Annotated in this window: 13 protein-coding genes; 2 read left to right on the top strand and 11 right to left on the bottom strand. The window is 69.3% G+C overall.

Going from position 1 to position 12,633, the window contains the following annotated elements; all coding sequences use genetic code 11:
• Positions 1-90: 90 nt before the first annotated feature.
• Together AB0M59_RS44760 and AB0M59_RS44755 are read right to left on the bottom strand one after the other, a co-directional pair.
• Complete coding sequence (locus AB0M59_RS44760) at positions 91-1,299, bottom strand: DUF445 domain-containing protein (protein WP_364627901.1); 1,209 nt, start codon at positions 1,297-1,299, stop codon at positions 91-93.
• 39 nt (positions 1,300-1,338) lie between these two features.
• On the bottom strand, positions 1,339-2,514 hold the full coding sequence (locus AB0M59_RS44755) for a DUF445 family protein (protein WP_364627909.1): 1,176 nt from the start codon (positions 2,512-2,514) through the stop codon (positions 1,339-1,341).
• Positions 2,515-2,729: 215 nt separating this feature from the next.
• Between AB0M59_RS44755 and AB0M59_RS44750 the strand changes: the two genes are divergently transcribed.
• Positions 2,730-3,632, top strand: coding sequence for a hypothetical protein (locus AB0M59_RS44750; protein ID WP_364627899.1), 903 nt, complete (start codon positions 2,730-2,732; stop codon positions 3,630-3,632).
• Between the two features lie 160 nt (positions 3,633-3,792).
• Positions 3,793-4,452, top strand: a complete 660-nt coding sequence (locus tag AB0M59_RS44745; protein WP_364627897.1) for a class II aldolase/adducin family protein — start codon at positions 3,793-3,795, stop codon at positions 4,450-4,452.
• Here the strand turns inward: AB0M59_RS44745 and AB0M59_RS44740 are convergent.
• The 9 genes from AB0M59_RS44740 to cysS all read right to left on the bottom strand — a co-directional run bounded on the left by AB0M59_RS44740 (position 4,449) and on the right by cysS (position 12,611).
• Positions 4,449-5,120 carry an HD domain-containing protein gene (locus AB0M59_RS44740; protein WP_364627895.1) on the bottom strand — a complete coding sequence of 224 codons (672 nt, stop codon included), beginning with the start codon at positions 5,118-5,120 and terminating at the stop codon, positions 4,449-4,451. The genes AB0M59_RS44745 and AB0M59_RS44740 overlap by 4 nt on opposite strands.
• A gap of 73 nt (positions 5,121-5,193) precedes the next feature.
• Positions 5,194-5,832, bottom strand: a complete 639-nt coding sequence (locus tag AB0M59_RS44735; protein WP_364627893.1) for a hypothetical protein — start codon at positions 5,830-5,832, stop codon at positions 5,194-5,196.
• A gap of 2 nt (positions 5,833-5,834) precedes the next feature.
• On the bottom strand, positions 5,835-6,848 hold the full coding sequence (locus AB0M59_RS44730; RefSeq protein ID WP_364627891.1) for a hypothetical protein: 1,014 nt from the start codon (positions 6,846-6,848) through the stop codon (positions 5,835-5,837).
• A gap of 183 nt (positions 6,849-7,031) precedes the next feature.
• Positions 7,032-7,613 (bottom strand): transglutaminase family protein, encoded by a 582-nt coding sequence (locus AB0M59_RS44725; RefSeq protein WP_364627890.1) that lies wholly within the window; start codon positions 7,611-7,613, stop codon positions 7,032-7,034.
• Between the two features lie 72 nt (positions 7,614-7,685).
• Positions 7,686-8,291 (bottom strand): histidine phosphatase family protein, encoded by a 606-nt coding sequence (locus AB0M59_RS44720; RefSeq protein ID WP_364627888.1) that lies wholly within the window; start codon positions 8,289-8,291, stop codon positions 7,686-7,688.
• Positions 8,291-8,644: a hypothetical protein gene (locus AB0M59_RS44715; RefSeq protein WP_364627886.1), complete on the bottom strand. Its 354-nt coding sequence runs from the start codon at positions 8,642-8,644 to the stop codon at positions 8,291-8,293. The genes AB0M59_RS44720 and AB0M59_RS44715 overlap by 1 nt, the downstream gene beginning before the upstream one ends.
• Before the next feature lie 106 nt (positions 8,645-8,750).
• Entirely contained in the window at positions 8,751-10,184 is a 1,434-nt protein-coding gene (locus tag AB0M59_RS44710; RefSeq protein WP_364627884.1) for an MBOAT family protein, read from the bottom strand.
• Between the two features lie 52 nt (positions 10,185-10,236).
• Positions 10,237-11,193: a 23S rRNA (guanosine(2251)-2'-O)-methyltransferase RlmB gene (gene rlmB, locus AB0M59_RS44705; protein WP_364627882.1), complete on the bottom strand. Its 957-nt coding sequence runs from the start codon at positions 11,191-11,193 to the stop codon at positions 10,237-10,239.
• Between the two features lie 29 nt (positions 11,194-11,222).
• A complete protein-coding gene (cysS, locus tag AB0M59_RS44700) occupies positions 11,223-12,611 on the bottom strand; it encodes a cysteine--tRNA ligase (RefSeq protein ID WP_364627881.1) in 1,389 nt (462 codons plus the stop codon).
• Positions 12,612-12,633: the final 22 nt, after the last annotated feature.

The following is a 12,633-nucleotide window of genomic DNA, read 5'->3' as shown; positions in this document are numbered from 1 at the left end:
TCCAAATTCTGTTTGGTCTTGCGGGTCTCACCCCCCCCACAACGCCACATTGGGTGCGTCTGACGCAACCAACGCCACATTGGGGCGCTGCTAACCCAGCATCAGCAGGACCTGCAGCTCCCCGACCACGAACCCGATCACCCCGCCGACGGCGATCAGCTTCCACTCGTCCTGCCGGAACGCCGGCCGCAGCAACCCCTCGAACTCCAACGGCGTCAAGGCCAGCATCCGCTGTTCGATCATCTTCGCGACGTCCATCGCCTCGGTCAGGTAGCCCTCGGCGTACCGGGCCGTGTCGGGCAGCTGCTCCAGCGCCTTCCGGGCCGCCGCGTGCTTCATCTCCCGCAGCCGCGTGCCGCCCACCGTCCAGGCCAGGGGCATCTGCGCGTCGACCGTTTCCGAAACGAGGTTCTCCACCAACGCCGCGAGCCGGTCGGCCCGCGGGCCGCGCAGGACCGCGTCGAGCAGGTTCTGGACCGTCAGGACCTCGGTCGCGATCAGCTCGCCGTACTGCCGCGCCACCTCCGCGCGCCGGCGCTGGAACTTGCCCTGGAAGATCACCCGGCCCACGCGGACCGGCTCGCGCGGGACGAAGATCAGCTTGATCGCCAGCCAGTCCGTGCACAGCCCGATCACGCCGCCGAACGCCGGGAGCACCCACGGCTCGCGCGTGAACGCCCACACGATCGTCTGCACCAGGCCCAGCCCGAAGCCGAAGTAGATGCCCATCCGCGCGATGAACGCCATCTCCGGGCGGGACGTCTCGCGGATCAGCCGCACCAGCAGCGCCGTGTCGCGCGTCAGGCGCTGGACCGTCATGTGCTGGACGTCCAGGACCTCGTCGAGGTTCTCGCGGACGTCGTCGAGGAACTCCCGGACCAGCCGCGGCGCCGACGCCTGGACCTGCTTGATCAGCATTTCTTGGGCCAGCGTCGGCATGACCTCCCACAGCCGCGGGTGGTGCTCGGCGAGCACCTCGCGCGCGATGTGGTCGACCGCGCGCAGCAGTGGCTGCTCCAGCTCGCTCGTGATGATCACCGGGTCGATCCGGCCGAACACCTCGCGGAGGTCGAGCAGGTTCGCCGTCAGCAGCTCGGTCGCCACCGCCGCCATCCGCCCGCCGTGCTTCGGGACGACGCCCTGCCAGCCGAGCAGCGGCGGGATCCCGATGAAGTCCAGGGGCCGGAACATCATCTCGATGGCGACGCGCTTGGTGACGTACCCGATCAGGGCCGCGATGAACGGCATCGCCGTGTACAGCGGCCAGTGCAGGGCGAGGTCGTGCAGGACAGCGTCCACCCGACCTCCCTCGCACACCCGAGATCGAAACCGTACCGGCTACCCGAGCAGGGCGAGCACCTGCAACTCGCCCACGAGCCCGCCGATCACGGCGCCGACCGCGATGAGCTTCCACTCGTCCTGGCGGAACGCCGGCCGCAGCAGCTGCTCGAACTCCAGCGCGCTCAGCTTCTTCATCCGGTCGACGATCGTGTTGCGCACGTCGAGGGCGTTGATCGCGTAGTTCTCGGCGTACCGGATCGTCTCCGGGACGCGCTCCGCGGCCTTCGCCGCCGCTGTCTGCTTCATCTCCTGGAACTTCCTCGTCCCGACGGCGATGGCGACGAACGGCTTGACGACGCTGGCCTGCGCGTCGATCGTCTTCTGCACCTCGCGGGTGATCATCGCGAAGAGCCGGTCGGACTTCGGCCCGCGCAGCACCGCTTCCAGGAGGTTCGGGATGGTGATGATCTCGCGCGCGATCATGTCGCCGTAGTCGGCGGCCACCTGGTCACGGCGCTTCTGGAAGATGCCCTGCCAGGTGTAGACGCCGAGGAACCGGCGGGGCTCGCGCGGCAGGAAGATCATCTTGAGGGCGAGCCAGTCGGTGAACCAGCCGATGAGCAGGCCGAACACCGGCAGCACGACCGGCGACTTCGTCAGCGCCCACACCACGAGCTGCACGCAGCCGAGGATGAACCCGAACCAGATGCCCGAGCGGGCGATGAACCGCATCTCGGGCCGGGAGATGTCGCGGATCAGCCGGTTGAGCAGCGCCTTGTCGCGGACGAGGTTCGTCACGACCATGTGCTGGAGGTCGAGGACGTCCTCGATGTTGTCGGCGATCTCCCGCATGATCTTGGTGATCGCCTTCGGTGCCTCGGCCTGCACGCGCTTGAGCAGCAGCTGCTGCGCGCCGTTCGGCAGCACCTCCCACAGCCGCGGCTGGTAGGTCTCCATCACCTCGCGGGTGACGTCCTCGACGACCCGCAGCAGCGGCTGCTCGATCTCCTTCGCGACCTGCTCGGGGTCCAGCCGGGAGAAGATCTCCTTGGGGTCGACGAGGTTGGTCGTCAGCATCTCGGTCGCCGTCGCCGCCATGCGCTCGGCGTTCGCCGGCAGGACACCCTGCCAGCCGAGGAACGGCTTGATCCCGGTGAACTCGAGCGGCCGGAACATCATCTCGATGGCGACGCGCTTGGTGACGTAGCCGATCAGCGCCGCGATGAACGGCATGGTGACGTACACCTGCCAGTGCGTGCCGAAGTCCACGCGCGCACGCTATCGGCCTGACGTCAGTGCGGCAGGAGCAGCACCTGGAGTTCACCCACCTCGTGGCAGCCGCTGGTCAACCGAGGTCGGAATGCCATGCGTTACCGGGGGTTCCCGAATTCGTGATGCATCCGTTTGGCGGTACTTGCGCACGGACCCCAGCTCATTAAGGTGGCCCGATGGTCGCGCCCGAGAAGCCCCACTCCGCCCCGAAGACCGCCCAGTTCGCCGTGGGTGTCCGCGGCTACAACCAGCGCCAGGTCGACGAACGCCTCGCCGAGCTGGCCAAGGAGTTCCGCGAGACCTCCCGCAGCCGCGACGAAGCCGTCGCGACGTCGTCGGACCTTTCCAAGGCCCTCGCGTACGCGCAGAAGGAGCTGGCCGAGACGAAGGCCGCCCTGGCCAGGATGAGCTCGAGCCCGTCCGGCGCCGGCGCCATGGCCGAGCGCGTCCGGATGATGATGCAGCTGGCCGAGGAGGAGATCGCCGACCTCCGCTCGGCGGCGGAAGCGGACGCGGCATCGACCCGCGACCAGGCCGACAAGTACGCGCACGAGACCCGCCGCACGGCCGACAAGCTGGCGAAGGACGCGGAAGAGGAGCGCGCGCGCCTGCGGTCCGAGGCGAAGGGCGAGATCGAGAAGCTGAACGCGGCGGCGGGCGCGAAGAGGGTCGAGCTGGCCGCGGCGGCCGAGCGGTCGCGCAAGGAAGCGGACGCGAAGGCCGAGGCCGCGGCGGCGGAGGCTCGCGCGGAGGCGGACCGGGTCGCCGCGGAGGAGCTGGCCGCGCGGAAGAAGGCGTTCGACGAGGAGAACGCGCGGAAGAAGCAGGAGACCGAGGCGGCGCTGGCCTCGGCGAAGTCCCAGCAGGCCACGGCCGACCAGAACCGGAAGCTGGCTCTGGATCTGCGGTCGAAGGTCGCCGAGCGGATCGCGGCGACGGATGTGGCGGTCCAGGAGGCCATGCGGTTGCTGGCACCGGTCGAAGAGGCGCCCGCGGCTGCGAACGGGGACCGAAAGCCGACTCCGGCGCCGGCTGCGAAGGCACCGGCCGCACCTCCCGCTGCTCCCGCGAAGGCCTGACCCTTCCCCTCAAGACGCCGGCGCCTCTCGGATCCTCGAGAGGCGCCGGGCCATTTTTGAAACCCGCACGAATCCCCCGGCCGGGTAGGTGGCCGAAGCTCGTGGGTGGCTGGCAGTCTGCAGGGCAGCTGCTTGATCACCCACGAGACGGGACCCCTGCATGATCCTCGAGACCGAGCGGGCCGCCGTCTGCGCCTACGCGCGCCGGATGGTCGGGGACGGCCTGGTCGTCGGCACCTCCGGGAACGTCTCCCTGCGGGCCGGGGATCTCGTCGCCGTCACCCCGACCGGCGTCCCGTACTCGAGCATGAACCCGGCCGACGTCGCCGTCGTCGACCTCGGCGGACAGGTCGTCGACGGCTCGCTCAAGCCGACCAGTGAGCTGCCGATGCACCTGTCCGTGTACTGGGACGTGCGGGATCCCGACCGCGAGCCCGTCACCGCCGTCGTCCACACGCACTCGCCGCACGCCACCGCCGTGTCGACCCTCGTGCGCGAGGTGCCGCCGATCCACTACATCCTCGCCACGATCGGCCCCTCGGTGCGTGTCGCGCGCTACGCCACCTACGGCACTCCCGAGCTCGCTGCGGCCGTCCTCGAAGCTCTGGAGGGGCGCCGCGGCTGCCTGATGGCCAACCACGGCACCCTCACCTACGGCGACGGCCTCGAAGCCGCCTACCACCGGGCCCAGCAGCTCGAGTGGGCGTGCCGGGTGTGGCTGCTCGCGCAGAGCGCCGGCCGGCCGAGCCTGCTGCCGCCACCCGAGGTGGCCAACGTCGTCGACCGGCTGCGGGGCTACGGCCAGAACGGGCAGAACTAGGACGCCAGCGCGTCGACGGCGTGGACCGCGTCCAGCAGCTCCGCCACTGTCGGGTCGTCGACCGCCTCCTTGATGCACTGCCACAGCTGGAGGTTCGCCATCGCCCAGCGCGAGTACGTCGCCGCCGCGTCGGGGTTGTAGAAGTAGTAACCCTCGTCGTGGACGTCGCACTGCTCGCCGACGATCTTGTGCGCCAGCTCGCGCAGGCTCAGCCCGTTCTCGCGCAGGTACCGGTGCGCGAGCACCACCGGCGTCACCGGCAGCGCCTTGAACAGCGTGTCCGCGTCGCTCAGCGCCTGCGCCTCCAGCGAAATGTCGCGGCCGCGGGTGGCCATTTCGGCCTCGTCGATGATCTCGTCGATCCAGCGCGCCACCCGCGGTGCGACCCCGCACTCCGCGAGGATCTCCAGCCGCAGGCTCCGGCCCGCCGCCGCGGGCGAGTCGCGGAGCACCAGGTAGTTGACGTCGTGCACCAGTGCCGCGACCTCGACGACGGCGCGGTCCGCCCCGTTGTGCTGGGCGAAACCGGCCGCCTTCGCGCGGACGAAGCTCACGTGGTGCCAGCCGTGGAACGGCAACCGTTCGGCATAGCGGCGGCATAGCCGGTGAACCCGGTTTTCGACGGCGTCGATGGTCACATGGTCGATCGTGCTTTCCTGCGTGCGCATACACCTCTCCGATCCCGGCCGTGGTGTTCAGACGGGTGGAGTAATGGTAAGCGCCGTTGACGCCGGTGTGTAGCTAGATGCGGTCGGCCAATTCCCCCAATCGGCTCTCTACCGGAACGTGACGATGGCCGATTCCCGTGGCGGGGTCGAAAGAAAGACTGAAACTGCTCACCGGGCGTGATTTCACGAGGAACGTCATCGTGCCGTCGGCCGCTTCGGGGATGCGGTGGAATTCGTCGGCCAGCATGCGAGCGCAGGAGCCGGCCTGGCACAACGTCCTTCTGCGCCGCCGCGCGGACGCGATCAGCCCGGTGCTCGCGTCGATCATCGTCTCGTATCTTTCGTGGACGTAGTTGCCACGGAGAATGGTGGTGCAGAAGTGGTACCTGTGGTTGTGCACGGAATCCGCGTACCCCTCCCGCCAGTCGTCCTGCGCCTTGTATTCGTGCAGCCAGAAGGAGAACGGGTCGGACGGCGAATCGAGCAGGCACCACGCGAAGTGCGTGGTCGTTTCCCGGGACGAGCGCAGCATGTTCGCGGCCTGCGCCGTGCTCAACGTGCGGAGTTGTTCGCGCAGCTCGTCACGCAGGCCGGGCCGGGCGGCCCACGGCCGGAACCAGCCGTCGACCGCGCGCCAGCCGGTGGCGAGCGGGAACTCGGCCGAACGCAGGCGCGTGGTCAGTTCGGACAGGGGGGACAGGCGGGTGAGCAAGGTCAGCTCCCTAGCTCGGCGACTTCGGAGAACTCCGCGCGGAAGGCGTGGAACTTGCCTTCCAGCTCACGGAACTGCTCCTCGGACAGGGGTGATCCGGTGATCTTTTCGAACAGGGCCAGGAAGTCCGTCCGCATGGTGGCGGACGTGATGCGGAAGTGGCGGCCGGTCCGGGACTGCGAGACGCGCACGAACTCGGCGCGTTCCATGTTGTAGAGGAAGGAACCTTCGGTGAACCGCAGGGTCCGCGGGTACAGCTTCGTGGCGCCGCGGACGTCGCTGTAGAGCGACACCCACACGCTGTCGTCGAACAGTTCCAGCCGGTCCAGCGGCGGGTCCGCGACCACGGTGATGTCGACCTGCGCGCAGCGGCTGCGCGCCAGGAAGAGGCCGACGAGCCCGATCCGGATCTCTTCGTCGAGCCGGGTCTGGATCTGTTCGGAGTCGACGTCGCCGGCTTCGCGGCGCAGCAGGTAGCGAGCGCGCCCGCTGATCGCGCTGGCGTCACGCGGATCGGCGATGACGGCCCGGAGTTCGCGTTCCGTGCGGGAAAGCAACAGGCGGGCGGCGGCGTGCCGCCCGGAGAAGCCGCGGAAGAAGTACTGCCGGGTCGCGTTCAGGTCGGCCATCAGCGCTCGGTTGAACGCGGGATCGGGGTCGGTGGTCGCCTCGAACACATCGGTGGGGAAGAACTCCTTGTTCAGCGCGCGGTATTCGGAGCTCAGGTCCTCCAGCGCGCGCCGGCTTTCTTCGATCACCGGGGTCACCAGCGCTTTCTGCGAAGCGCTGGCGGTGATCAGCGTGCTGCCGAATCCCACGATCGCGGAGATCAGGGTGCCGGTGCCCAGCGACGTCACCAGGTTCTTCCCGGTGCCGGGGTCCATCAGGCCGGCGAGCCACAAGCTGAGGCCGGCGACGACGACGAGCACCGTGAGGAGCAAGCTCGTCCTGGTCCAGAAGATCTCCTGCAGTGGGGTACGGCGGCGGGATCCGCCATCCGCGGCCACTTGCTTCACCTCCCTCGAACCACCCGAACGGACGAATGCGTAAAGTGTCTGTTCGAGCGCGGGGAGTCACTTTACGCGCCTGACGGGACGCGCGAAATAAGAGATTCGGGGGACAAGGATGACGGACGGACGTCACTCTCGGCAATAATTAACCAGGTTGCCGAGTTTTCCGAAAATCGCGGAAAACCCGGCTCAAAGGGTGGCCGGCAGACCCTTTTCGTACCAGTCCGGCCCGGGTTCGGCCGTGATCAGGAAATCCACGACGACGGGTGCGGGTGCCGGGTGGATCTCCGGATGATCGCGTTCGCCGCGCGCGGGGTCCACCGGCCAGGCCAGTTTTTCCGTGTCGAGCGAAAACTCCCCGCCGGCACCCGTACGGTTGCCGCGCGCGTCCAGGCGTGACCACCTGCCGTGCAGGTACACGGCATTCAGCCCGTGCAGCGCGGAGAGCTCCTGGTAGCAGAACCCGGCCGGGATCCCTTGCGCCCGCAGCAAAGCGGCGAGCAAGTGCGCCTTCGCGTAGCAGATTCCGACGCGCTCGCGCAGGACGTCCGACGCCCGCCAGGTGACACGCGGATCGCGTGCGTCGATCACGTGCTCGACTTCGTCCCGGACGAAGAGGAACGCGGCTTTCGCGCGCACGACGGGATCTTCGCTCGCGGGCGCCAGTGCCTCGGCCCGGGCGCGGATCGACGGGTGTCCGTGATCGACGACGGCATCGGCGGCGAGGTAGTCACTCAGCCGATCGGACGTGGGCGACGGAGCGGGACTCATCCGCCCATCCTGACAGGCTCGGCCATTCGGGCGAGCATCCTTTTCGGGGCCGCGACGCTCCGCGTTCGCCGGTCACGGAAGGTAAAACTCGGGCGAAGAGCCGGTCCAGCGCAATTCCGCGGGCAGGTGACCGACGTCGTTGTACGTCAGCAGCGCGGCCGGGCGCCCCGGCGAGTAGCGGATCACGGTGAGCGCGGCGTTGGCGTGGTCGAGGGCGAGCCACCGCCACGGCGGCGCGTCCTGCGAGGCGCGCGCGAGCCAACCGGCGAGGAAGTTGTGTGTGACGAGCACTTCGTAGCGCGTCTCGGCGCCCGGCACGGGTCCGGTGAACCGCCGCTCGGCCTCGGCGGCCCGTTCTTCGTCGGCGGGCGGGAGTTGCCGCGCGAAGGCGTGCAGGAGATCGCCGGAGGTCTCGGGCAGTTCCTCGCGCATCGGCGTGTAGGGGACGAAGTCGTCGGCCGCTTCGTCGACGTAGATGGGAACGCCGGGGAGCTGGGTGGCGAGGAGCGCGGCGGTCTGCGAGGCGCGTGGGAGGGGGCCGTGGTGGACGGCGGTGACGGGGACCTCGCGCAGCCGCCGCCCGAGCAGGACGGCCTGCTGCCGCCCGGCGTCGGTGAGTTCGCCGGTGGGTGCCGCTTCCCCGTGGCGGGTGAGGAAGAGATACCGCGTCGCGAGCATCAGCCGACGGGGACGAGCGCGCCTTCGGGGCCCTGGCTGGGTACGAACTGGGCGACCAGCCGGATCGGCGCGGGGTGCGGGGGCAGGACGGTCGAGGCGAAGGGCGTGATCGTGTAGTCGCGGCCGCTGTTGGTCTGGAGGTGGACGCTCACGTGGACGTTGCGATCGGCGGGGACCTCGAAGGAGACGGAACCCCACGAGACGATGTACTGGCGGCCGTCGATGCCGGCGATCGGGGCGTACGCGCGGACGGTGTGGCCGAGGTGGGGGATATCGATCGCGAGCAGCCTGCGGGGGCCGGTGTGGTGGTCGACGTACGGGATCACGCCGGGCGTCTGGGCCAGCTCGCTCATACGGCGATTGTCGCTGATCATGTCGGCGAGGGTTGATGCGACCCGGTGTGGTTCGGTGGGGTGGTGTGGGCGAGGGCTGGCTTGGGCCGCGCTGTCTGCCGAAGCTTTAGAACTGGTAGTACAAGAACGGGCTGAACGTTCCTGTTGCGATCAGGATCGCCGCGTACACCAGGCCTACCGTCATCACGCCGATGCGCAGCGCCGTTGCCGGCCTGCTGCGGGACGACTCCAGCAGCGGCCCCGTCACCGGGTGGGCCGGGAGCAGGAATACCGCCAGTGCCGCCAGGAGCAGCACCAACCGCTGGTTCGTGAACGCCTCCTTGACGCTCGCGCCCAGGCCGTCGAAGTTGGGGATCAGCATGTGGCCGATCATCGACAGCGCGTTGCCCAGGTCCGCCGAGCGGAAGAACACCCAGCCGAACACCACCAGGAGCATCGTCAGCGCGCGGCGCAGGTACCTCTTCCAGCGCACCGCCGGGTCCAGGTCGAGGGCGAAGCGGCGCTCGATCACCAGGAGCGCTCCGTGGTAGCAGCCCCACACCAGGAACGTCCACTGCGCGCCGTGCCAGAAACCCGTCAGGACGAACACTATGCACAAGTTGCGGTAGGTGTGCGCCGCGCCGTTCCTGTTGCCGCCCAAGGGGATGTACACGTAGTCGCGGAACCAGCGGGACAGGCTCATGTGCCAGCGGCGCCAGAACTCCGTGATCGTCACCGACGAGTACGGGCGCGCGAAGTTCTCCGGGAGGCGGAAGCCCAGCATGCGGCCGAGGCCGATCGCCATGTCCGAGTAGCCCGAGAAGTCGAAGAACAGCTGGAGTGTGTAGCCGATCGCGCCGAGCCACGCCGTGGCGAACGTCATCTGGTCGGGTGGCACCTTGAAGCACGCCTCGACCAGCGGGCTCAGCGAGTCGGCGATGATCGTCTTCTTGCACAGGCCCAGCGCGAACCGGGGGAAGCCCGCCGCGAGGTCGTCGAGGCGGTGGGAACGCAGCTGCGGCAGCTGGTCGGCGATCTCGCGGTACCGCACGATCGGGCCGGCCACCAGCTGCGGGAACATCGCGATGTACGCGGCGAACGACACCGGGTTCCGCAGCGCCTGCCGCTCGCCGCGGTAGATGTCGACCACGTACGAAATGTGGTGGAACGTGTAGAACGAGATGCCGATCGGCACGACCAGGCTCGCCACCGGCACGCTGCCGCCGAACCAGTGTGCGACAGCCGCGATCTGCTGCGTCGCGAACCCGGCGTACTTCCAGATCACCAGCACCGTGACGTCGAGCGCCACCACCGCGATGAGGATCTTGCGCCGCCGTCCGCCGTCGAGGTCGAACGGGTTCGGCGCCAGCAGCGGGCCGGCCAGGAAGTTGACGACCATGCAGCCGAGCAGCAGGAACACGAACGGCCCGGCGCCGATCGTGTAGAACAGCAGGCTGCCGACCGCGACGATGCCGTTTCGCCACGTCCGCGGGCACACCAGCACGGCGATGAGCACCGCCGGCATGAAATACCACAGGAACAGTGGCGAAACGAACGACATCGGGTCCCCTCGGTTTATCCGACGGTGACCTTAACCCGAGTGGGTGGTGGTGTCAGACCCGACCGGCGAGACGGCGGCGCCGCGCCACCTCGGCCAGCAGCACACCCGCCGCGACCGACGCGTTCAGCGACTCCACGCCCGCCGCCATCGGGATCGACACCGTCGCGTCGCACGTCTCGCGCACCAGACGCGACAGGCCGCGGCCCTCCGAGCCCAGCACGATGACGAGCGGGTCGGCGGCCAGGTTCAGCTCGTCGATCTCCACCGAACCGTCGGCGTCCAGGCCCACCAGCATCAGGCCGTCGTTCGCCCACGCCTTGAGCTGGCGGGTGAGGTTGGTCGCCACCGCGATCGGCAGCTTGGCCGCCGTCCCGGCGCTCGTGCGCCACGCCACCGCCGTCATGCCCGCGCTGCGCCGCTCGGGCAGCAGCACGCCGTGGGCGCCGAACGCGGCCGCCGAGCGGATCACCGCGCCCAGGTTCCGCGGGTCGGTGACGCCGTCGAGCGCGACGAACAGCGGCACCTCGCCGGAGTTGCGCGCCGCCGCCATCAGGTCGTCCGGGTGGGCGTACTCGAACGGCGGGACCTGCAGGCCCAGGCCCTGGTGCACGGCCCGGTTCGTCTTGCGGTCCAGCTCCTCGCGCGGGATCTCCAGGATCGAGATGCCCTTGTCGCCGGCCAGCCGGACGGCGTCGTTCACGCGGTCGTCGATCTCGATGTTCAGCGCGACGTACAGCGCGGTCGCGGGGACACCCGCGCGCAGCGCCTCGACCACCGGGTTGCGCCCGGCGATCAGCTCCGGCTTGTCGGCCTTCTTCTGCCGGGCCTGGTCGCGCTTGGTCGCGGCGTTGTTCGAGCGGTAGGCCTTGTGCCCGGGGCGGTCCTCCGCCTTCGGGGTCGGGCCCTTGCCCTCGAGGGCCTTGCGGCGCTGACCGCCCGAGCCGACGACGGCGCCCTTCTTGGTGCCCGTCTTGCGGATCGCGCCCTGGCGCCGCGAGTTGCCTGCCATGGTGAAAGTTTCCTTGCTTTGTAACGGGATCAGTCGGACTTGACTGTCCACTGAGGACCGTTGGGGGTGTCCTCCACCACGATGCCCGCCTGCTGGAGGCGGTCACGGGCGGCGTCCGCACGGGCGAAGTCCTTCTCGGCGCGGGCCTGCTGGCGCTCGGCCAGCAGCCCTTCGACGATCCGGGACAGCGCGTCCTTGGTGGGCGAGCCGGAACCGCCCGCCTCCGACCAGCGCGCGGACAGCGGGTCGAGGCCGAGCACGTCGGTCATCGCGCGGACGGCCGCGGCGAATTCGAGTGCCTTGGAGGTGTCGCCCGCGTCGAGGGCGGCGTTACCGTCCCGCACCGTGGTGTGAACCACGGCGAACGCCTGCGGGGTGGCCAGGTCGTCGTCGAGCGCGGCGGCGAACTCGGCCGGGATGGAGCCCAGCGTGACCTCGCCGGACTGCGCGGCGCGACGCAGGAACGTCTCGATCCGCCGGTAGCCCTGCGCGGCTTCGGACAGCGCGCCGTCGGAGTACTCGATCGTCGACCGGTAGTGCGGCTGCACCAGGTAGTAGCGCAGCTCGGGCGCCCGGTAGTGCTCCAGCATCGACGGGATCGACACGGTGTTGCCGAGCGACTTCGACATCTTCTCGCCGGACATGGTCACCCAGGCGTTGTGCAGCCAGACCCGCGCGAAGGCGTCGCCCGCCGCGTTCGACTGGGCGCGCTCGTTCTCGTGGTGCGGGAAGACCAGGTCGATGCCGCCGCCGTGGATGTCGAACTCCGCGCCGAGGTACGATGTCGCCATCGCCGAGCACTCCAGGTGCCAGCCCGGCCGGCCGGGGCCCCACGGCGTCGGCCACGACGGCTCGCCCGGCTTCGCGCTCTTCCACATGGTGAAGTCGCGCGGGTCGCGCTTGCCGCGTGTCGGCGTCTCGCCCTGCTGGACGTCCTCCAGCACCTGGCCGGACAGCTTGCCGTACTCGTCGAACGACTTGACCGAGAAGTAGACGTCGCCGTCCGCGACGTAGCCGTGGCCGCTCTCGATGAGGCGCTCCATCAGCTCGACCATCTGGGTGACGTGCCCGGTCGCGCGCGGGTTGATCGACGGCGGCAGGCAGCCGAGCTGCTCGTACGCCTCCTCGAAGGCGCGCTCGTGCGTCGCGCCCCACTCCCACCACGGCCGGTCGTTCTCGGCCGCCTTGGTGAGGATCTTGTCGTCGATGTCCGTGACGTTGCGGACCAGCAGCACGTCCAGTCCACTGTGGACGAGCCAGCGGCGCAGGACGTCGTAGTTCAGGACGCCGCGGACGTGCCCGATGTGCGGCACGCCCTGCACGGTGGCACCACACACGTAGATCGACGCCATTCCGCTACGGACGGGTCGGAACTCCCGCACGCTCCGGGTCGCTGTGTCGAAAAGGTGAAGGGCCACCCTGAAAGGGTACGGGGTGGGC

Source organism: Amycolatopsis sp. NPDC051371 (assembly GCF_040682155.1).
GTDB lineage: Bacteria > Actinomycetota > Actinomycetes > Mycobacteriales > Pseudonocardiaceae > Amycolatopsis.
Note: the sequence above shows the minus strand (reverse complement) of the source record. Positions and strands in the feature narration are given on the sequence as shown.

Excerpts from the sequence above, each read along its gene's own strand:
- AB0M59_RS44755 (WP_364627909.1), bottom strand. The coding sequence starts at position 2,514 with ATGCCGTTCATCGCGGCGCTGATCGGCTACGTCACCAAGCGCGTCGCC.
- AB0M59_RS44750 (WP_364627899.1), top strand. The coding sequence starts at position 2,730 with ATGGTCGCGCCCGAGAAGCCCCACTCCGCCCCGAAGACCGCCCAGTTC.
- AB0M59_RS44745 (WP_364627897.1), top strand. The coding sequence starts at position 3,793 with ATGATCCTCGAGACCGAGCGGGCCGCCGTCTGCGCCTACGCGCGCCGG.
- AB0M59_RS44740 (WP_364627895.1), bottom strand. The coding sequence starts at position 5,120 with ATGCGCACGCAGGAAAGCACGATCGACCATGTGACCATCGACGCCGTC.
- AB0M59_RS44725 (WP_364627890.1), bottom strand. The coding sequence starts at position 7,613 with ATGAGTCCCGCTCCGTCGCCCACGTCCGATCGGCTGAGTGACTACCTC.
- AB0M59_RS44720 (WP_364627888.1), bottom strand. The coding sequence starts at position 8,291 with ATGCTCGCGACGCGGTATCTCTTCCTCACCCGCCACGGGGAAGCGGCA.
- AB0M59_RS44715 (WP_364627886.1), bottom strand. The coding sequence starts at position 8,644 with ATGAGCGAGCTGGCCCAGACGCCCGGCGTGATCCCGTACGTCGACCAC.
- AB0M59_RS44710 (WP_364627884.1), bottom strand. The coding sequence starts at position 10,184 with ATGTCGTTCGTTTCGCCACTGTTCCTGTGGTATTTCATGCCGGCGGTG.
- rlmB (WP_364627882.1), bottom strand. The coding sequence starts at position 11,193 with ATGGCAGGCAACTCGCGGCGCCAGGGCGCGATCCGCAAGACGGGCACC.